This window comes from Kitasatospora griseola (assembly GCF_014648555.1).
In the GTDB taxonomy this organism is placed as follows: Bacteria; Actinomycetota; Actinomycetes; order Streptomycetales; family Streptomycetaceae; genus Kitasatospora; species Kitasatospora griseola.
Genome location: NZ_BMRI01000040.1, coordinates 4,041 through 23,863, shown reverse-complemented (window position 1 = coordinate 23,863; position 19,823 = coordinate 4,041). Strand labels below are relative to the sequence as shown.

General features: G+C 75.2%; 12 protein-coding genes. 5 read left to right on the top strand and 7 right to left on the bottom strand.

The genetic code is table 11. From position 1 onward, the window contains the following. Window positions 1–98 precede the first annotated feature (98 nt). The 3 genes from IEZ12_RS32110 to IEZ12_RS32100 form a co-directional block, all read right to left on the bottom strand. Entirely contained in the window at window positions 99–4,646 is a 4,548-nt protein-coding gene (locus IEZ12_RS32110) for a hypothetical protein (RefSeq protein WP_189277117.1), read from the bottom strand. Window positions 4,647–4,697: 51 nt separating this feature from the next. Continuing rightward, complete coding sequence (locus IEZ12_RS32105) at window positions 4,698–5,579, bottom strand: hypothetical protein (protein ID WP_189277115.1); 882 nt, start codon at window positions 5,577–5,579, stop codon at window positions 4,698–4,700. A 415-nt stretch (window positions 5,580–5,994) separates the two neighbouring features. Further along, entirely contained in the window at window positions 5,995–7,515 is a 1,521-nt protein-coding gene (locus IEZ12_RS32100) for a hypothetical protein (RefSeq protein WP_189277114.1), read from the bottom strand. Between the two features lie 156 nt (window positions 7,516–7,671). Here IEZ12_RS32100 and IEZ12_RS32095 point away from each other — a divergent pair, with 156 nt between their 5' ends. Further along, window positions 7,672–8,271 (top strand): hypothetical protein, encoded by a 600-nt coding sequence (locus tag IEZ12_RS32095; RefSeq protein WP_189277112.1) that lies wholly within the window; start codon window positions 7,672–7,674, stop codon window positions 8,269–8,271. A gap of 77 nt (window positions 8,272–8,348) precedes the next feature. Here the strand turns inward: IEZ12_RS32095 and IEZ12_RS32090 are convergent, their stop codons facing one another. Next, complete coding sequence (locus IEZ12_RS32090; RefSeq protein WP_189277110.1) at window positions 8,349–9,077, bottom strand: ABC transporter ATP-binding protein; 729 nt, start codon at window positions 9,075–9,077, stop codon at window positions 8,349–8,351. 150 nt (window positions 9,078–9,227) lie between these two features. Between IEZ12_RS32090 and IEZ12_RS32085 the strand changes: the two genes are divergently transcribed. The 3 genes from IEZ12_RS32085 to IEZ12_RS32075 are packed head-to-tail and all read left to right on the top strand — an operon-like array spanning window position 9,228 to window position 16,155. Beyond that, window positions 9,228–12,473, top strand: coding sequence for an FtsX-like permease family protein (locus IEZ12_RS32085; RefSeq protein WP_189277107.1), 3,246 nt, complete (start codon window positions 9,228–9,230; stop codon window positions 12,471–12,473). Beyond that, window positions 12,470–15,208, top strand: a complete 2,739-nt coding sequence (locus IEZ12_RS32080; protein ID WP_189277105.1) for a hypothetical protein — start codon at window positions 12,470–12,472, stop codon at window positions 15,206–15,208. Before IEZ12_RS32085 ends, IEZ12_RS32080 begins: the two co-directional genes overlap by 4 nt. Beyond that, on the top strand, window positions 15,205–16,155 hold the full coding sequence (locus tag IEZ12_RS32075) for an ABC transporter ATP-binding protein (protein ID WP_189277103.1): 951 nt from the start codon (window positions 15,205–15,207) through the stop codon (window positions 16,153–16,155). The genes IEZ12_RS32080 and IEZ12_RS32075 overlap by 4 nt, the downstream gene beginning before the upstream one ends. Window positions 16,156–16,162: 7 nt before the next feature. On the opposite strand, the gene IEZ12_RS32070 is transcribed toward IEZ12_RS32075, so the two are convergent. The 3 genes from IEZ12_RS32070 to IEZ12_RS32060 are packed head-to-tail and all read right to left on the bottom strand — an operon-like array spanning window position 16,163 to window position 18,540. Further along, window positions 16,163–16,651 carry a hypothetical protein gene (locus tag IEZ12_RS32070; RefSeq protein ID WP_229848425.1) on the bottom strand — a complete coding sequence of 163 codons (489 nt, stop codon included), beginning with the start codon at window positions 16,649–16,651 and terminating at the stop codon, window positions 16,163–16,165. Beyond that, window positions 16,633–17,412 (bottom strand): maleylpyruvate isomerase family mycothiol-dependent enzyme, encoded by a 780-nt coding sequence (locus IEZ12_RS32065; RefSeq protein WP_189277101.1) that lies wholly within the window; start codon window positions 17,410–17,412, stop codon window positions 16,633–16,635. The genes IEZ12_RS32070 and IEZ12_RS32065 overlap by 19 nt, the downstream gene beginning before the upstream one ends. A 60-nt stretch (window positions 17,413–17,472) precedes the next feature. Beyond that, complete coding sequence (locus tag IEZ12_RS32060) at window positions 17,473–18,540, bottom strand: DUF2804 domain-containing protein (RefSeq protein WP_189277099.1); 1,068 nt, start codon at window positions 18,538–18,540, stop codon at window positions 17,473–17,475. A 154-nt stretch (window positions 18,541–18,694) separates the two neighbouring features. On the opposite strand from IEZ12_RS32060, the gene IEZ12_RS32055 reads away from it, so the two are divergent. Beyond that, on the top strand, window positions 18,695–19,823 hold a 1,129-nt coding region (locus tag IEZ12_RS32055; RefSeq protein WP_189277097.1), incomplete at its 3' end, for a recombinase family protein.

Sequence of the window (19,823 nt, the reverse complement as noted above, 5' to 3'; positions counted from 1 at the left end):
TTCGCGCAGTTCTCCCCCAGCCCTGGCGGGCCGGGAGGTACCCCCACGCGCCCCCGGTTTCGCACCCTCCCGCGCCCCTGTTCTCGCACCCTCCCGCCCTATTCGGGCTTGCGGAACATCCTGGTTGCCGTGATCTCGCCGTGGATCGTGGGGCCGTCCGGGTCCTGGGGTGCGGGGAGGCCGGGGCGGAGGTGTTCTTCCACCGAGATGTACTTGAGGCCGGCGCGGAGGTCCGCGTCGTTGCGGAGGCGGATGACGAGCGGGAACTCGGCGAGCGCCGTGGTGTCGAACAGGCCGGTGGTGTAGATGAGTTGGACGCCGAGGGCGTCGGCGACGGCGCGCTGGAGTTCCAGCAGGTAGGTCGCGTTGGCGCGGCCGATCGGGTTGTCGAGGAAGAGCGTGCCGGCGTGGCGGAGCTGCGACTGGCCGCGGTCGTTGGCGCGCAGGGCGGCCATCGTGCAGTAGAGGGCGATGGCCGCGGTGAGCAGCTGGCCGCCGGAGAAGACGTCCGACATCTGGCCGACGGAGACCCGTTCGGCGCGAAGCACCGCGTCCGGCTTGAGGATCTCGACCGAGACGCCCTTGGGGCCGATCGCGGCGGCGACGCCGCGCAGCAGCAGGGACATGCCGTCGCGGCGCAGGTCGGAGTTCTTCCGGACGGCCGACTGGGTGGCGTCGTCGATGACTTCGCCGAGCCGTTCGACCAGGACGGCGTGGTCGGGGTCGTCGAAGCGGATGCGCAGGAACTCCTGGCCCGACCATTCGCCGAGACCCTCGGGCAGGCGCGAGAGCCGCTGCGCGGCGCGCAGGGTGGCCAGCGACGACTCGACCAGGCCGCGCAGGCGGTCGACGATGGAGGCGCGGTTGCGTTCCAGCTGGGCGAGTTCGTCGGTGAGGACGCGCAGGCGGGGGGCGAACGCGGCGGCCCAGGCGGCGGCGTGGTCGGGCAGGGCGGCGGCGGGGAGTTCGCGGATCTGCTGGCGGGCGGGGGTGCGGACGGCCTCGTAGCGGGCGGCGTTGGCGTGCCGGACGAGGGCGTCGGAGGCGTCCCGGACGGCGAGTTCGGCGCCGGTAAGTTCGGTGGCGGCGGTGCGCATGGCGCGCCGCGTGTCGGCGGCGGCGGCGCGGGCCGCGGCGAGGCCGCCGAGGTAAGTGTCGGCGGTCTCGGTCTCGTCGCCGTTGTCGCGCAGCGCGTCGCGGAGCTGGCCGGCGAGTTCCTCGAAGTCGGTGGCGGCGGCCTGCGCCTGGTCCAGGGTGCGCTGCAGGTCGGCGTGTTCGGTGCGGGCGGTGTCGACGCGTTCGCGGCGTTCGGCGAGCAGCGCGGTGGCGGTGCGCAGCAGGGCCTGGGCGTGCTCGGGGTCGGCCGGGAGGAGGTCCTCGGGGAGCTCGGTGTGGGCTTCGCCGTTGACGGGCGCGGAGCGTTCGGCGTCGCCGCGCAGGCGGCCGACCTCCTCAGCGGCGGCGCCGGAGCGGGCCTCGATGATGGTGACGAGTTCTTCGGCGCGGGCGGCGGCGGCCTGTCGGGCGGGGCCGTCGGCGCCGTCGGGGCTGGCGAGGAGTTCCTCGGCGCGGGCCTTGACCTTGTTGCTGAGGCGCTCCAACTCGGCTGCGGCGGCGGCTTCGTCGCCTTCGGCGCGGGCCTGTTCGGCGCGCAGGTCGGCGCCGACGCCGACCTTCTCGTAGAGCTGGGCCGCTGCCCGGTAGGCCTCGCGCAGGGCGGGCAGCGAGATGGGGGTGACGGTGTCGTCGGGCTCGGCGCTGGTGTCGGCGGCGGCGATCTCGGCGCGTTCGCCGCGCAGGGTGCGCGCGGTGCGGCGGGCGTCGTCGGCGGCGCGCTGGGCGGCGCGGCGGTCCTCGTCGCAGGTGCGGGCGCGTTCGGTGCACAGGGCCTGGCGGCGTTCGCACTCGGTGGCGTCGTCGGCGAGTTCGCGCTGCCGGCGGGTCCAGTTGGCGCGTTCGCGGAGGCGGAAGGCGAGGCCGGCGAGGGCGTCGGCGCGGCGGCGGGTGCGCTGGGCGGTCTCCCGGCACTCCTCGTGGCGGGCGGCGGCGGCCTGGTGGTCGGCGTCGGCTTCGGCGTGGTCGGCGCGCAGGGTGGCGAGTTCCGCGGCGGTGGCTTCGGCGTGGTCGGCTGCGGCTGCGGCGGTCTCGGCGAGTTCGGCGAGGGTGCCGGGCGGGCAGGAGGCGTGCCAGGAGGCGAGGCGGGCGGCGAGGGCGCGGTCGCCGCCGAGGCGGGCGGCGAGTTCGCGGATGTGCTCCTCGCGGGCGGTGGCGCGGGCGCGCAGTTCGCGGCGTTCGTCGTCGGCGGCGGTCTCGTTGTGCATGGCCGGGTTCGGCGGCACCAGGAAGAACCCGGGTTCGCCCTCGATGGGGGCGATCAGGGCGGCGGCGGTGCCGACGGCGACGGTGGAGCGGGGCAGCAGGGCGGCGGCGGCGAGCGCTTCGCGGGCCCGGTCGAGCGAGGCGGGGTCGGTGACGACGACGCCGTCGACGAGTTCGGGGCGGGCGGCGAGGATGGCGTCGTGGTCGGCGGGGTCGACGGACTGGGCGAGGTAGCGCCAGCCGGGCAGCGCGGGGATGCCCTGTTCGCCGAGGTGCTCGACGGTCGCGAGGACGTCGGGGCCGGGCGGGAGGAGTCCGCCGTCGCCGAGCGCGGCGAGGATCCGGGAGTCGTCGGCGGCGGCGGTGCGCAGGTCGAACAGGGTGCGTTCGGCGTTGGCCACGGCCTGGTCGAGGAGTTCGCGCAGGTCCTCGGCGGAGGCGTCGAGCTGACGGGGCGTCAGGAAGCCTTCGCTCTCGTCCGCGCCGTCCTGGTACGGGGAGAGGGAGAGCAGTTCGGCGAGCCGGGGTTCGGCGGCGAGCTGGGCGGCGGTGCGCTGTTCGGCGGCCAGCGCGCGCTCGGCGGCGGTGCGGGCGTCGGTGGCGCGGGCGGCGGCGAGTTCGGCGCGGGCCTCGGCGGCGGCGGACTCGCGGGCCCGGACAGCGCTGGACTCGGCGGCGGTGCGGGCCAGTTCGAGGGCTTCGGTGGCGGCGCGTTCGGCGTCGGCGGCGTGCAGGGCGGCGCGGGCGGGGTCGGGTTCGGCGCCGGAGTCGTCGATCCAGCCGGCTTCGACGGCGGCGGCGGTCTCCTGCTCGACCTCGGTGAGGCGCTGGCGCAGGTGTTCGGCCTCGGAGCGGGCCTTCTGTGCGGCGGTGGCGGCGGCGGTGGCTTCGGCCTGGGCGGCCGAGCCGTCCTGCTGCAACTCGCCTGCGCGCAGCTCTTCCTGGTCGGCGCGGGTCTCGGCGCTCAGCGCGGCGTCTTCGAGGGCGCGGGCGAGGGCGCCGGCGGCGCGGTCGCGGGCGGCGAGGGCGGGTGCGGCGTCGAGTTCGGCTTCCCGGATGGCGGTGGCCACACGGCCGGCCCGGTCGGCGGCGGCGCGGTGCCGCAGCACCGCCTCGGCGGCCTGCCAGGCGGCGAACTGGGCGCGGGCGTCGGTGAGTTCGCGGCGCAGTCGGCCGGCTTCGGCGGTCGCGGCCTCCAGTCCGAGGGTGGCGTGCCGGTAGCCGAGTTCGGCGACGATCAGGGCGTGCCGGGTGCGGTCGGTCTCGGCGGCGGTGACGGCGCTCGCGGCGGCGGCGACCTCGACGGCCAGGTCGTGCATCCGGTCGCGTTCGACGGTGGAGCGCGCGGACAGCGATAGCGCGAGCCTGCGGGTGCGGCGTTCGGCGGCGCGGTGGCCCTCGCGGACGGTCTCGCGGCCGGCGGTGGCGTCGACGATGCGCTGCAGCAGGTCGACGGAGCCGGCGGTGAAGTCGCGTTCGGCGGTGAGTTCGGCGCGGCGGCCGAGCTTGGCGGCGAAGCCGTGGACGAGGTCGGCGAGGCCGTCGGTGTCGCGGGTGTCGGTGACGGCGCGCAGCAGCAGGTCGGTGAAGTCGGCGTCGTTGCGGACCGCGAACAGGCCGGCGGCCTCGCCCTCGTCGGCGTTCATCTCGCGCTGGTAGCGGAAGAGTTCGGGGTCGAGGCCGAGCGCGCCGAGGTGCTCGTTCCAGCGGTCGTGGATCTCCTCGAAGGTGACGTCGAGGTGCGGGTGGGCCTTGGCGGCCTCGGTGAGGGTGTCGCGGAAGCCCTTCATGGTGCGGCGGCGGCCGCGGGCCTTCTGGTCGCCGGCCAGGCTGGGCCGTTCGGCGACCGGCAGCGCGTCCAGGGTGAGGCCGGGGCCGGGGCGGAAGGAGTACCAGAGTTCGGCGAACTTCCGCGGGTCGGAGGAGACCTGGCGGCCGCGCCACTCGCTGACCTTGCCGACCACGATGAGTTCGCCGGTGATGGTGTGCTGCCATTCGAGGGCGACATGGCCGCAGTCGTCGGCGAGCAGGAACTTGCGCAGCACGCCGGACGACGCGCCGCCCAGGGTGTTGCGGTGGCCGGGCAGCATCACCGAGAAGATCAGCTTGAGCAGCACGGACTTGCCGCCGCCGTTCTCCAGGAACAGCACGCCGGCGGGCGCGGGGCGGCGCTGCGGGCCCTCGGGCTCCTCGCCGAACAGGCCGATCTGCTGGGGCTGCGGCTCGGGGACCGGATCGCCGACGCCGCGCAGGTCGAGCACCGTGTCGGCGTAGCGGGCGCCCGCCGGTCCGATCGAGTACAGGCGGACCCGGTTCAGCTCGTACATGTGCGGTGGTTCTCCTGGAGCGGTCAGTTCAGAACGTGTGGTGACGGATCGTCAGAGCGCGTGGAAGGGCAGGCCGGCGTCGGCGACGAGTTCGTCGCTGTCGTCGGGCGGCAGCAGGGTGGCGGTGCCGTCGCTGACCGGGACGACGCCCAGGTCGAGCAGTTCGCCCATGGCGGCGCTGCCGGCCAGGTCGCGGACCTGCAACTGGTAGCGGGCGGTGGTGCGGTAGGTGCCGCCGGCGTCGTCGGAGGTCTTCTGCAGGAAGCCGGAGTCGACCAGGAAGGACACCGCCTTGGAGACGATGCCGGTGGTGGAGCCGGCCAGGCGGCGGGCGTCCTTGGTGGCGCCGGTCGCGGAGCGGCGCGCCCACACCCGCCAGGCCGCCTCCAGGCCGGGCGCGGAGCTGGCCGGGTCGGTGTTGCTGCCCTCGGCCTCGGCGCGTTCCTCCAGGCGGCGGCAGGCCTGCCGGACGAACGCGTCCACGCCGTTGACGGTGACCCGGCCGAGGTAGCCGTCGTCGGCGAGGTCCTCGGGGCGGGGGAAGGCGAGCGCGGCGACCGCGAGGTGCGCGAGGCCGTGCAGGAAGCGGTCGGTGGACTCGGAGGCGGCGCGGCGCGAGTAGTCGCCCATCCGGACGGCGAACACCGAGTCCTCGGCGGCGGCGACCGCCATGCCGGCCCGCGGCGAGACCTCCAGCACCACCAGGCCCATGCCGGTGGCGACGGCGTCCGCGAGGCGCCCGAACAGCGGGTCGTCGCGGTAGCGGCGCACCAGTTCGGCGTACTCCGCGTCCCGGGAGGGCAGCAGCTTCGCCTGCAGGCCGAAGGACACCAGGCGGGCGGCCTCGGCGACGTCCGCCGGGCTGATCGGCGCGTGGGCGGGGACGGCCGGCTCGGCGTCCTGCGGTGCCCACGCCTCGGCGCTGGTGGTCATGCGGGTGCTCCTTCGGTGCAAATGCTGCGCGTGCTGCGAGGGCTGTGCGCGCCACGGGCGACGCAAGTGCCGCGAGCGGTACGGACGACGCGGGCGCTGTGCGCGCTATGGGCGATGCGAGTGACAAGGGCAGTGCCAGTGGTGCTACGCGTGCCGCGAGCGCTGCGGGCGATGCCGATACTGCGGGCGATGCAAGCGCTGCGCATGCCGCGAGCGGTGCAGGCAGCGCCGGTGCTGCGCCCGCTGCGCTTGCCGCCGGCGCTGCGAGCCGCGCGGGCGGTACCGGTGCGGCGGTCGACGCCCGCGCCGCAGGCACCATGCGCGCCACAGGCAATGCCCGCGCCGCAGGCGCAACCCGTCCCGCTCGCGCTGCCGGCGCCGCAGGCGCGACTCGCTCCGTCCCCGGACCGGTCGGTCATTTCGCGTCCCGGCGGTCGGCGGCCATGCCTGCGGCGTCCAGCAGGGCGCTGCCGACGATCAGGTCCGCGCCGCCGAAGCCCGGGTCGTCCAGGCGGGTGCCGTCGTCCACCGCGAACAGCAGGCGCTCCTCGCCCTGCCGGTACGCGGTGCCGACCGGCGGACTGGCTGCGTGCACGGCCAACAGGGCGACCAGGTAGGCGAGTTCCTCGCCGTCCTCGGCGAGTTCGGTGCCGCGGGCACGGGCGTCGGCGAGCAGGCCGGACAGTCGGCGGGGCGCGTCGGCGGGCAGCTCCAGCAGCTCCAGCGCGGCCTCCAGTTGGGCTTCGGAGAACCGGCTGTCGTCGGGGGTGGCGACCAGGTCGGGCTCGGGCAGTTCGGCGCCGAGGTGCTCGCGTTCCACGGGCGGGGTGAGCAGCAGGTCGACCAGGTCGCCGACCCGGACCGAGGCGGGGGTGCGCAGGCCGGTGCCGCGGGCGAAGAACGCGTCGGTGGGCCGGGTGGCGTCCGCGAGCGGCAGGGTGAGAACGGGGGCGAGGAGTTGACCGTACAGGTCGATGCCGGTGCGCGCGGTGGGTGCGGAGAACGCCTGCCGGTCCTGTTCGGCGCGAAACAGCGGGCCGGCTTCCAGCAGGCGGGTCTGCAGCTGGGTGTGTCGGCGGATGCAGTCCTTGACGATGTCGACGAGCTCGGCGGCGCGGCGCTTGTGCTCGGCGTCGGTGCTCTCGTCGCGGGCCTTGCGGATGTTGGTGAGGATCGCGTTCTCGTGCCGGTACCGGTCGGCGATGTGGTCGAGCGCCTCGTCGATCAGGTCGGGGACGGTCTCCATCCAGTCCACGGCGCGGACGTTGCGGCGGGTCGCCTCCAGTGCGCGGCGCAGCGTCTCGGCGTACTGGACGGTGCGGTAACGGGCCTGTTCGGCGGCGAGCTGGGCGTCAGCGAGGCGGCCGCGGCGGATCAGCACCTCCAGCTTGACCTCGGCGGCGATCTGAGCGCTCGTCACGTCGGTGTCCAGCGCGCCGACCAGGACGTTGACCGCCTCGTCGGTGGTGCGCAGGTAGACGCCGCCGTCCTGGCCGGGGACTTCCTCGATCAGCTTGAAGTCGTAGTCGCGGCGGGTGTACGCGCCGTCCGGCCCGAAGGTGCCGTACACGGCGCGGAAGCCGCGGTCGACGCTGCCGACGTTGATCAGCGACTCCAGTACCCAGCGGGCCACCCGCTCGTGCTCGGTGACGGCCCGCCCGGGGTTCTGCGCGGCGATCCGGGGCTGGAGCCGGCCGAGCACTATGTCGCGGTCGGCCCCGGTGTCGAAGTCCATGTTGAGGGTGACCAGGTCGATCGCGGCGAGGCCGATCTCGGCCATCGTGTACGAGGCGTACTCGCCGGCCAGGTTGACCTTGCGGCTGTCCAGGTCGTGCAGCGGCGCGGTGCAGGCGAGCGCCTTGAGCCGGCGGGCGAGTCCCTCGTCGGCGGCCGGTCCGGGGGCGGGCCTGGTGGGCTGGTCTGCGATGGCGGTCACGGTGGACAAGATTAGGGCTTTCCGTGGACAGGTCCGAAACGTCCCCTTTGGGACAGCCTGTTCCGGCGTGTTGAACGCGTTCAAATTCAGGTCTAGAGTCCTTCTCGCGACACCGCGTGCCGTCTGCGGCACCCGCGTCATGGAGGGGGACTCCCCATGTCCGACATCGCCACCGCCCCGACCGGTTCCACCACCGCCGGCCCCGGCCCCACCACCGTCACCGACACCGCGCTGGTCCGACGCCGGATCAGGCGCTGGCTCTGGCTGTTCATCGTCTGCCTCGCGCTCAGCGGGCTGACCGCCTTCCCGCTGCAGAGCGAGACCACGCTGCTGGTGCGCGCCCTGGACGCCACCGGTCTGAGCTCCGCGCTCCCCGCCCTCGGCGACTGGGCCGTGCTGACCCGGGACGGCGTCGCCGACGGCCTCGGCAGCCACCCGTTCCTCGCCTACGGCACCGACTGGCTGGCCTTCGCGCACCTGGTGATCGCGGCCGCGTTCTGGGGGCCGCTGCGGGATCCGGTCCGCAACATCTGGGTGATCCGCTGGGCGATGCTCGCCTGCGGCGCCGTCATCCCGCTCGCGCTGGTCTGCGGGCCGCTGCGCGAGATTCCGCTGTTCTGGCAATTCGTCGACATGTCGTTCGGTGTATTCGGCGTCATTCCGCTGCTGATCGTGCACCGCCTGATCCGCACCCTGGAGTGGGACCAGGCGGTCCGCACCCACCACGACTTCGCCCGGGTCGTCCCCTCCCCCTGACCGCCCGCCGGGTCACCGCGACCCGACCGCCCACCGGGTCACCCGCGGCGCCCCCGCCGCCGGTGACCCGTCCCGGCTCAGCCCGCGGCGGCCTCGGGCGCGACTTCGGGCTCGGCCTCCGGCCGGGACACGGTGCCGTCGTGCAGCGAGATCACCCGGTCGGCCTGGGCCATCAGGGCCGGGTCGTGGGTGGCGACCAGGGCCGTGACGCCCTGGGAGTGCACCACCGCGCGGAGCAGCTCCATCACGGCCAGGCCGGTCTCGGAGTCGAGCTGTCCGGTGGGCTCGTCCGCGATGATCAGCGCGGGGTCGTTGGCCAGCGCCCGGGCGATCGCGACCCGCTGCTGCTGGCCGCCGGAGAGCTCGCTCGGCCGCTGCTCGGCGTGGTCGGCCAGCCCGACCAGGGCGAGCAGGGTGCGGACCTTCTCCTCGCGCTCGACGGCGGACAGCCGGCGCAGCCGCATCGGGACGCCGACGTTCTCGGCGGCGGTGAGCGTCGGCAGCAGGCCGAAGGACTGGAAGACGAAACCGATCCGGTCCCGGCGCAGCGCGAGCCGTCCCGCCTCGTCGAGGCCGGACAGGTCGGCGCCGTCGAGCGAGATCCGGCCGCTGGTCGGGGTGTCGAGGCCGCCGACCAGGTTGAGCAGGGTGGTCTTGCCGGAGCCGGACCGGCCCTTGAGAGCGGTGAGTTGGCCGCGGGCCGCGGTGAAGGACACCCCGCGCAGCGCGTGCACGGTGCGCGGTCCGGCGCCGAAGCTGCGCCACAGGTCCTCGACCACCACCATGGGCGCCGCTGACTCGGTCATCTCTTTGTCCCCCGTTGGCAGTTGAGCGATGGTGCTCGATTCTGCGCACTACGACAACGGTTCGCGCAAGGCCCTTCCGCTGATCGTTCGAATCTGACAGAGTCGTCCGCCATCCGGTACACGCTGACCGGAACGGGGGTACGGGGAAACATGTTCGGCTTTGTCCTGCGACGACTGCGCGGGCGGCTGCCGCTGGCGGCTGCCGTGCTGTTCACGGTGCTGATCACCACCACGGTGCTGACCACGCTGGTCGCCTTCAACCGCACCGTGGCCGAGGCCGGCCTGCGGCGGAACCTGGACGGCGGCACCCGGGTCGGCGTGGAGCTGCGCTCCGACCACGCGGCGGACGCCCGGACGGCGGACGACGCGAAGGCCGCCGCGCTCGGCGCCCAGCTGTTCGACGGGCTGCCGGTCGACGTGCAGTCCCTCGCGCACAGCCGCTCGTACGGGCTGCCCGGAGCAACGGGCGCCAACGACCCGGACCTGACGGTGCTGGCGTCGCCGGACCGCAGCCGGCTGAAGCTGACGGCCGGCCAGTGGCCGACCGCCGAGAGCGCCCCCGCCGGCCCCGACACCGCGGGGACGGTCCAGGCGGCCGTCCCGGGCAGCGCCCTGCGCCGGCTCGGCCTGACCGAGGGCGCGCTGCCCGCGCAGGTCACGCTCTCCGACCGGTACGGCGGCCGGCCGCTCACCGTCCGGATCACCGGGGTCTACCAGGTCGCCGACCGGGAGGCCCCGTACTGGCGGCTCGACCCGCTCGGCGGCCGCGAGATCCAGGTCAAGGGCTTCACCACCTACGGGCCGATGGTGGTGGACGACGCCGTCTTCACCGCCGGCCCGCTGCCGCAGGGCGGCCGGAGCGTGCTGCTGACCGCCGACTTCTCCGCCGCCGACCCGGAGCGCGTCGACCGGGTCCGGGCCCGCGCCGACCACCTGGCGGACCTCACCAAGCAGTACGGCGCCGGCCTCCAGCCACAGACCGAACTGCCCGCCCTGCTGGGCGAGTTGCAGTCGTCGATGCTGGTCGCCAGGTCCAGCCTGGCGATCGGGGCGCTGCAGCTCGCGGTGCTGGCCGCGGCCGCGCTGCTGCTGGTGGTGCACCTGGTGTCGGAGCGGCAGAGCCAGGAGAACGCCCTGCTCACCTCCCGGGGCGCGACCCGACGCCGACTGGCCGGCTGGACGGCCGTCGAGGCGTTGCTGCTCGCCCTGCCCGCCGCCGTGCTCGCTCCCCTGCTGACCGGGCCGCTGCTGCGACTGCTCACCGCCTGGGGCCCGCTGGCCGGGCTGCCGCTGGAGCACGCCGACACCGCCGTCCGCTGGCCGGTGGCCGCGGCCTGCGCGCTGGCCTGCGTCGCGCTCACCGCCCTGCCCGCCGTGCTCCGGCGCGGCGGCGAGCGGGTGGTGTCCCGCCGGCAGGCCGTGGTCAGCACGGTGGCCCGCTCCGGCGCCGACCTGACCCTGCTCGTCCTCGCCGTGATCGCCTACCAGCAGCTCGACGCCCGCACCGGTGGCCTCTCCGCGGACGCCTCCGGGCAGCTCGGCATCGACCCGGTGCTGGTCGCGGCGCCCACCCTGGCGCTGGGCGCCGGAACGCTGCTGGTGCTGCGGGTGCTGCCGTTCGCGGCCCGGCTCGGGGCCCGGCTGGCGGCCCGGGGCCGCGGCCTCGGACCGGCGCTCGCCGGCTGGCAGCTGGCCCGCCGCCCGGGCCGGGCGAACGGTCCGGTGCTGCTGCTGGTGCTGGCGGTCGCCACCGGCGTGCTGGCGCTCGGCCAGCACGCCGCCTGGCGCGACTCGCAGCACGACCAGGCCGACTTCGCCTCGGCGGGCGGCCTGCGGATCCAGGGCTCGGCGCTGCCCGCACTCGGCCAGGGCGGCCGGTACGCGGCGCTGCCCGGCGGCGACCGGCTGCTGCCGGTGGCCGGGTTCGACCAGTGGCTCCCCGGCGACAGGCGGGGCCGGGTGCTGCTCACCGACACCGCCCGCGCCGCCGCCGAACTGCACGTCCGTCCCGACCTGTTCGACGACCGGCCGGTCGAGGACCTGCTCGGCCCGCTGGCCGAACCGCAGCCGACCGGCCTGCGGCTGCCCGGGAAGCCGACCCGGATCGACCTGACCGTGGCGGTCCAGGTCGGCGCCGTCGACTCCTCGTTCCCCGCCTGGATGCCGCCGCCGACGGCGCCCGACGTCTGGCTGCACCTGCGGGACGGCTTCGGGGCGGCCTACCGCGTCCTGCTGCCGCAGCTCCCCGGCCAGGGCGAGGTCACCGTCTCGGTCGACCTGAGCGCGCAGACCGCCGCCCCGCTCGGCTCGATCGCCGCGCCGCTGACTCTGACCGGCTTCGAGCTGACGTACGGCTCCAACGCGAGCCTGGCCGCCAATGAGCTGACGATCCGCCGCCTGGCCGTCTCCGACACCGCGGCCGGACCGGCCACGCCCGTCCCCGCGCCCGCCGGCTCCTGGAGCGCCACGGCCGACTCCCCGGTCCGGGTGACCGACGCCCCCGCCGGGACCGGGCTGCCGACCATCTCCTACACCCCGGACGAGTCCAAGAGCTTCGACCGGCGCGACGGCCGGCGCGCCCTGCTGCTCCCGCCCGGCGACACCATGTCCGGCGCGGAGGTCAAGGGCCTGGCCACCCGCGGCTACCTGACGGCCACCGGCGCCGAGGTCGGCGACCTGATCAAGGTCCAGCTCGGCAACACCGGCATGCCGGTGCGGATCACCGGCCAGGTCGAGGAACTGCCCGTGTACGGCGACACCGCGCTGATGCTCGACCTGGCCGGCGCCCACCGGTGGCTGACCGACCGGGGCGCCGACGTCCCGCAGGTCTCCGAATGGTGGCTGCCCGCCGCCGGCCCCGACGACCGCACCCCCGCCGAGGCCGCCGCCGCCCTGCGCGCCGGACCGACCGCCCAGCAGCTGACGCTCCGCGAGGAGGACGCCGCCGCCCGCTCCGGCGACCCGCTGAGCGCCGCCCCGCAGAGCGTGCTGGCCGCCCTGGCGGTGGCCGCCGCCGTCCTCGCCACCATCGGCTTCGCCGCCGCCGCGGCCGCCTCGGCGGCCGAACGGGCCGGCGAGTCGGCCGTGCTGCTCGCCCTCGGCACGCCCCGGCGGCTGCTGCGCCGCACCGCCACCGCCGAACAGGTCGTGCTGGTCGGCATCGGCACCGGCACCGGACTGCTGCTCGGCGCCGTCCTGGTCCACCTGGTGGTGCCGCTGGTGGTGCTCACCCCGGCGGCCCGCCCGCCGGTTCCCGAGGTGCTGGTCGGGCTGCCGCTCGGCCAGCTGCTGGCCCTGGCGGTCGGGACCGCCGCCCTGCCGCTGCTGTCCGCCTTCCTGGTCGGCGGCCGCCGCCGGGACGTGGCCGCCCGGCTCCGGTTCGTGGAGGACAAATGAGCACCCCGGCCCCCTGGGTCCGCACCCGGCTGCGCACCGCACCGCTGGCGGCCCTGCTCACCGCCGCCCTGGCGCTGACCGTGGTCTTCCTGTCCGCCGCACTGCCCCGGGCCCAGGACCGTGGCGCGGACGACGCGCTGCGCAGCTACCTGCGCACCGCGGGCCCGGCCGCCAACGGCCTGCAGGTCACCTCCGCCATTCCCCGGTCGGCCGACGGGGCGCACCAGCTCGACGTCACCGCAGGCCGACTCACCGAGACCGTCGGCGCGCTGCTCCCGCTCGACCCGAGCGGCCCGGTCTACGGCCGCCGCGGCACCCAGCCGCGTTCACTGGGCGACCCGTCACTGACCCGCCCCGACGGCGTCCCGCCCGAGATCGCCGTGCAGTACCAGCACGGGGCGAACGACCACCTCCGGTTGACGTCCGGTCAGTGGCCGGGCGCCGCCGCGGAGGGCGAGCCGACGCCGATCGCCGTGTCTCGGGCCGCCGCCGAGACCCTCGGGCTGCGGCTCGGCACGGTGTACGCCGGCGGCAGGTCGGTGCTGGACCGCACCGGCCCGCCCCCGGCCCAGCAGGTCCGGGTGGTCGGCCTGTACACCGTCGACGACCCGGCGGACCCGTTCTGGGCCGAGATCGGCTGCGCGCTCAAGGCCTGCCTGAACCTCACCCCCAGCAGCGGCCCCGGCGACCCCCCGGAGCAGTACTGGTACGCCGTCGCGCTGGCCGGCCCCGAGGCCACCGGGCAGGTGGCCACCTGGGGCCACGGCGCCGAGGACTACTGGCGACTGCCGGTGCGGGTGGACACGCTGCGGGCCGACCGGCTCAAGCAGACCTCCTACGACCTCGCCTCGGTCATGACCGGGCCGGTCGCCGTCCGGATGACCACCGCCCTCGGCCGGAACAACGTCCGGATCACCTCCCAGCTGCGCACCCTGATCGACCACGCCCGGCAGCGGCAGGGCGCCATCGACTCGCTCGCCGAACTCGGCCCCGCCGGCGCCGCCGGAGTCACCGCCGTGGTGCTCTGCCTCGCGGCTGCGCTCGGCACCGAACGCCGCACGGCCGAACTGCGGCTGCTGCTGGCCCGCGGCGCCGGAATCCGCGGCATCTTCCGACGACTGCTCGGCGAAAGCGCGTTGACGGTGCTGCCGCCCGCCGCGCTGGGCGCGCTGCTCGCCTTCACCCTGCTGCCCACCCCGCGCTGGCTGCCCGCCGCCGTCGCGGCCGCCTCGGTCACCCTGCTCGCCCTGCTGGCGTTCCCGGTCCGGGCGGCCGTGCTGCTGCGCGAACGGGCCGACCGGGCCCGGTCCGGACGCCGCCGCCTGATGGGCGAGTTCGCCGTCCTGGCCACCACCGTCGCCGCCGTCACCCAGGTCGCCCGGCGCGGCGTGGCCCCGGCCGGCGAAGGCGTGGACCCGCTGCTGGTCGCCGCGCCGCTGCTGCTCGCGCTGACCGGCGCACTGCTGCTGGCCCGGCTCCAGCCCGCCCTGATCGGACTGCTGGCCCGCTGGGCCGCGCGGCGGCCCGGCGCGATCGGCTTCCTCGGCCTGGCCCGCGCCGCCCGCGGCAGCGGCGGCCCGCGCTCGCGCCCCTCGGTGCTGCCGCTGCTCGCCCTGGTCCTCGCCGTGACCTGCGGCGCGATCGGCGCCACCGTGCTGAGCTCGGTGGCCGACCAGCGCGCCGTCGTCGCCCGGTACAACATCGGCGCCGACGCCCAGGTCGCCGCCCCGCTGGGCAGCGCGCTGCCGGACGCCTTCGTCACCGCCGCCGGTCGGCTGCCCGGTGTGCAGACCGCGGCGCCGATCTGGATCATGGACGACGTCGCCATGGCGGTCAGCGTCGGCCGGTCGATCCGGGTCAACGTCGTGGTGGCCGACCCGGTCGCGTACGCCAAGATCGCCGAGGCCGCCGGGCGGGGCCGGTTCGACCCGGCGCTGCTCGCCGGCGGCGCCCCCGGACAGCCGCTGCCCGCCCTGGTCAGCAGCGACCTGCCGGAGGGCGACTTCGCCCTCCGACTGGGCGCCGGCGAAGCCGTCCCGATCCACACCGTCGGCTTCGTCGACGGCACCCCCGCCCTGAACGGTGCGGTCGGCGTCAACGTGCTGCTGCCGCTCGGCCCGGCCACCGACCTGCTGCCCCGGATCGGCGGCCCCGCCAAGTGGCTGGCCGTCGGGCCCGTCGACGACGCCCGATTGCACGCGCTCGCCGTGCAGTACCTCGGGCCGCCGGCCACGGACACCAAGCCGGGCCACGTGGCGCGGACCGCCGCCGGCGAGGCCGCCGCACTCGGCAACGACCCGCTGCAGGCCTCCGCCGAGCGGATGTTCTGGGTCGCGGTCGGCGCCACCGCCCTGTTCGCGCTGCTCTCCGTCCTGCTGACGCTGCTCCGGGCCGGCCCCGAGCGGGCCGCGACCCTGGCCCGGCTGCGCACCATGGGCCTGCGGCCCCGGCAGGGACTGGCGCTGATCCTCGCCGAGGCCCTGCCGCAGACCCTGGTCGCCGCACTCGGCGGGGCGCTCACCGCGATCTGCGGCGTGCTGCTGCTCGGCCCGGCCATCGACCTCGGCCCCCTGGTCGGCGCCGCGACCACCACCGGACTGCGGCTCACCGCGTCACCGATCCTCCAACAGGCCCTCGGGCTGGCACTGTTGGCCGCCCTCGCGGTGCTGGCCGAGACCGCCGTCACCGCCCGTCGGCAGATCACCACCGAGCTACGAGCGGGAGACAACCGATGAGCACTCCGCCCCCGAGCCTGGACGAGCTCCGCGCCAGGGCGCTGGCCGCCTCCGCGCCCAGGGCCGTCCGCGCCGACCTGGCGATCAGCTGCGAGCGGCTGGTGCGGATCTTCAGCAGCGACGGCATCGAGGTCCAGGCCCTCCAGGGGCTCGACCTGACGGTCGACCAGGGCGACCTGGTGGCCCTGGTCGGCGCGTCCGGCAGCGGCAAGTCCACCCTGCTGAACGTCCTCGCGGGCCTCGACGCCCCCACCGCGGGCAGCGCCACCGTGGCCGGCTGCGACCTGCTCGCCATGACGCCCAAGGACCGCCTCCGCTACCGGCGCGAGGTGGTCGGCTTCATCTGGCAGCAGACCGCCCGCAACCTGCTCCCGTTCCTGACGGCCGCCCAGAACGTCGCCCTGCCGATGCAGCTGCGCTCCGGCCACCGCGCCGCCAAGCGGCAGCGCGGCCGCGTCACCGAACTGCTGGAGGCCCTGGACATCGCCGAGTTGGGGCACCGCCGCCCCGCCGAGCTCTCCGGCGGCCAGCAGCAGCGCGTCGCGATCGCGGTCGCCCTGGCCAACGACCCGGCGGTGCTGCTCGCCGACGAGCCCACCGGCGAACTCGACTCGGAGACCGCCGTCGGCATCTTCGAAGCCTTCCGCACCGTCAACCGCGAACTCGGCACCACCGTCGTCGTCGTCACCCACGACCCCATGGTGGCCGGCGAGGTCCGCCGCACCGTGGCCATCCGCGACGGCCGCACCAGCAGCGAGGTGCTCCGCCGCACCGTCACCGACGAGCACGGCCAGGAGACCGTCAGCGAACGCGAGTACGTCATGCTCGACCGCACCGGCCGCGTCCAACTCCCCGCCAAGTTCCTCGCCGCCCTCGGCATGGAACACCGCGTGGCCGCCGACCTCGCCACCGACCACATCGCCATCCACCCGGACGACACCGACTGACGGAACATCAGCCGAGGCGCCTGACCCGCAGGTCGCCGGACCAGCCGTCGCAGCGGACGGCGCCGGCGGGAAAGGCGAGTTCGAGGGCAGTGCGGCCGGTGAGCGGGTGGTGCTCCTCGCGCACGGCGAGGACGGGCTCGCCGAGGTGACGGGCGAACGGCGTCCCGGCGCGGTCGGGGCGGACCTCGATGCGGCCCCACTCCCCCAGGTCGAGATCCCCGTGCGGCGCCTCGTCCTCGACGGTCAGGCACCAGTCGCTGCCGGTGGTGATCCGGGTGCGGCCGCCCCGGTCGTCGAGCAGCCAGACGTCCACCGGTTCGGGCTCGCGCTCGCCGCCGGGCGGCGTGAACCAGGACGCCATCAGCCCGATCAGTCGGCGGCCGACCAGCCCGGCCGGGTCGAGGCCCGGGCCGTGGGTGGGGCAACTGGGCGGCGGGGCAGGGGTGTTCAGGCCCCTGCCCGGGGTGGTGGGGCGGGTCAGCGCTCCGGGTCCCACTCGATCAGGTGGTCGAAGAGCCGGCGGTCGCCGTCGAGCTTCAGGTCGTCCAGCGGGAAGCGGCCGTAGAACATGAGCGCCAGGTCGCTCGCCGAGCCGTGGGCGGCGGCGGTGGGCGTGGCGTCCGCGGGGACGGGGACCAGGGTCGCGCCGGCGGCGGAGAGGTCGTTGCGCCAGGAGCGGCCCTCGGCGGCGTGGTAGTCGGCGGTGGCGGGCTCGTGCGGCCACGCCTCCGTGGTGGTGCACATGCTGGAGAGGAACTCCTCCACGCAGTCGACCGCGAGCTCGGTGGGCAGCGGCTCGGACACGCCCGCGGCGAGCTGCGCGTCCCAGGTGTGCACGGAGATCTCGTGCACCTGGCGGCGGGCCACACCGCGGCTGGTCAGCGGGGTCTGCGACTTGCCCCACCAGCCCCAGCAGACCCGGTCCGGGCCCGCCTCGCGGAGCTCGGCCAGCAGCAGCTCCGTCGACTCGGCGAGCCAGCCGAGCAGCGCCTCGCGCTCCTCGGGCGCGGTCGCCCCGCCGAGCGGCGCCAGCTTCCCGGTGGCCGCCGGCCCGGCGGCCACCGTCGCCGCCCAGGCCCGACGGCCCTCGCCGAGGTGCTGGGCGAGGTCGCGCAGCGTCCACCCCGGGCAGGACGGCACCGGCACGTCGAGGCCGGGCGCGGCGGCAATCGCGGCGCGGAAGGCCGTCGCGCGCCCGTCGATCAGTCGCAGCAGCTCGTCGTGGGCGGGACCGGCGAAATCAAGATTCTTTTCCACGCGCGGATGTCTATCACCGGCGCCCACGGTGCGGACACCGGTTTTCCCGGCGTCCCGCCGTCACCAGCGCATCCGGACGTCCTCGGCCCAGCCCAGCAGGCCGTCCACCGCGATCCGCAGGCCGTCGTCGGTGCGGATGCTGCCGCGGTAGTGGCCGAAGCACTGGTCGGTGCGGTTGGCGAGCAGCCCGGCCTCCGTGCGGACCCGGCGGTCGTGGAACGGGGTGAAGGTCAGCTCGACCTGGTCGCTGCCGGGCGTGGTGATCCGCCAGGGGGCGAGCGGGGCGGCCGGGTCGTACTGCCAGTCGAGTTCGTCGCCGATCTTGCTCAGCCGGCCGTCCACGCAGAGCGCGTTCTCGGTGGAGCCCGTCCCGACCGTCCACTGTCCGCCGAACTGGAGGCCGACCACGTGCCCGTCGGTCCGGCCGGACGCGGCGCCCCAGTTCCAGCCGAGCGAACGCGGCCAGCGGCCCCGGCCGTGGTCGAGCACGCCCCAGGCGTCCTCGTCGAACGCGTACGTGCGACCGCCGAGCCGGACGGTGCCGGTGGCGGGGCGGGCCGTGTGCTTGGAGGTGTACTGGAAGCGCTTCCCGTCCCAGGGGACGACCACCGACATCGTCTCGTGGCCCTCCGGCAACGCCACCAGCAGGTCCACTTCGAGCGGCCGCAGGTCCGCGGTGAGCGCGCGGGCCGACAACCGGGTCCCGCCGTCCTTCTCCTGACGGATCGCCACCCTGACCTGACGACGAGCGGGCCGCTCGGGCCCGACGGCGAGGTCCGCGCCGTACGGGCCGCCGGAGCCGGCGATGCCCTCCGGCATCGCGGTGGGGCGCAGCGGCAGCCCGGGAGCGAGCGCGGTGCGTTCGTGGTCCTCCAGCACGCCGTGGTCGTCCCAGGCGAGGAAGTGGACGGCGTCGAGCGTCAGGAAGTCGAGGTCGCTGACGGTCAGCGCGACCAGGTGCGTGGGCGTGGTGACACACCAGTACTCGAACCGCTTGGTCCGCCCCCACCCCCGCAGATTGGCCCGGTGCAACGGGGTGCGGGACCACCCGACCGCCGCAGGGTTGAGCCGCCCGTCCGGACCGCACAGGTCGACGGCTTCGGTGATCTCACGCTCATGGGTCGCCATCCGCGCACCCTACTGCCGGGAACCGAGGACGGGCGCCGGTGGGTGCGAAAACGGGGGCGCAGGTTCGCGCTTGTCGCGCAGTCCCCAGTAGGCGCGAAGGTCTTGCAACGCCTACTCGGAGCGGGCCGACCCCGCATCTCTGAGGGGCCCGCCCATGTCGACCGCCACCACCGCCCGCCCTGCCCGGCAATCCTCGCCCCCGAACAAGAGCATGGAAACCACACAGCCGGGCATCTGCCCGTGCCACGGTCGGCCGCAAGCTGACCTGTTGCTGCGTAAGAGCAAGATTGTCCGCGAGGGTGAGCGGGCCCTGTCCATCCGGACGCAGGAAGACCGGGGCCGCGCGTGGGCCGCAGAGAACGGCTACTGCGTTCGGACCGTGTGGAAGGAGAACCTGTCGGCCTGGTCGGACGTGCGCCGACCGAAGATGGACGCCGCCCTTGACGCCGTGCTGGCCGGAGAGGTGCAAGCGCTCTGGTGCTACGCGCTCGACCGGTTCTCCCGCAAGGGGGCTGAGTCCGTCGTTCCGATCCTCGGCAAGGCCCGTGTGATCTTCGACTACGAGCGTCTCGACTCCATGGACGAACGCGACCGCCGGTGGATTCTCGACCGGGCCGAGAACGCCCGCGACTACTCGCAGCGTCTGAGCCACAACGTCCGCGGCACCAAAGCGAAGCAGCAGAAAGAGGGACGGTGGCTCGGCCGGGCCCCGTTCGGTCTGACGGCGGACACGAATCGCCGGCTCGCCCCGGACACCACCCCGTACATGTGCCTGCTGGCGGACCACCAGGAGGTGACCCCGTGGGAGGTGGTGAAGCGGATTTTCTGGGCGTTGTCGACCGGCACTTCCGCGCGGGCCCTCGCACGATCGCTCAACTCCGAGGGTCTGCGGACCGGCACCGGCGCGTACTGGCGGGCCGCCACCATTTGGGCAATCGTCGTCCACCCCGTGTACGAGGGATGGCTGACCGTAGCCCCCGCGGTGGGCAAGCAGAAGTCGCACAAGCGGCCCAGCCGGTACGTCCACCCCGACACCGGCGAGAACATCCGCTGCGTCACTGACGAGACGCTGCCGCACATGATCCCCGCCGAGCTTGCCGAGCGGGCCCGCCGAGTCCTGGCGGGATTCCAGTTCGTGGCCAAGGAAGACCGCCCCGCCCCCGGCAAGGTGGTGCACCCTCTGAGCGGTCGACTGGTGAAGTGCGCCACCAGCGGGCACAGCATGTCCCTTCTCGGCAGCAGCCATGTGTGCAACGGGCACACCACCAGCCGGAGTTGTCCCG

Excerpts from the sequence above, each read along its gene's own strand:
- IEZ12_RS32075 (WP_189277103.1), top strand. The coding sequence starts at position 15,205 with ATGAGCACTCCGCCCCCGAGCCTGGACGAGCTCCGCGCCAGGGCGCTG.
- IEZ12_RS32105 (WP_189277115.1), bottom strand. The coding sequence starts at position 5,579 with ATGACCACCAGCGCCGAGGCGTGGGCACCGCAGGACGCCGAGCCGGCC.
- IEZ12_RS32090 (WP_189277110.1), bottom strand. The coding sequence starts at position 9,077 with ATGACCGAGTCAGCGGCGCCCATGGTGGTGGTCGAGGACCTGTGGCGC.
- IEZ12_RS32080 (WP_189277105.1), top strand. The coding sequence starts at position 12,470 with ATGAGCACCCCGGCCCCCTGGGTCCGCACCCGGCTGCGCACCGCACCG.
- IEZ12_RS32060 (WP_189277099.1), bottom strand. The coding sequence starts at position 18,540 with ATGGCGACCCATGAGCGTGAGATCACCGAAGCCGTCGACCTGTGCGGT.
- IEZ12_RS32095 (WP_189277112.1), top strand. The coding sequence starts at position 7,672 with ATGTCCGACATCGCCACCGCCCCGACCGGTTCCACCACCGCCGGCCCC.
- IEZ12_RS32085 (WP_189277107.1), top strand. The coding sequence starts at position 9,228 with ATGTTCGGCTTTGTCCTGCGACGACTGCGCGGGCGGCTGCCGCTGGCG.
- IEZ12_RS32110 (WP_189277117.1), bottom strand. The coding sequence starts at position 4,646 with ATGTACGAGCTGAACCGGGTCCGCCTGTACTCGATCGGACCGGCGGGC.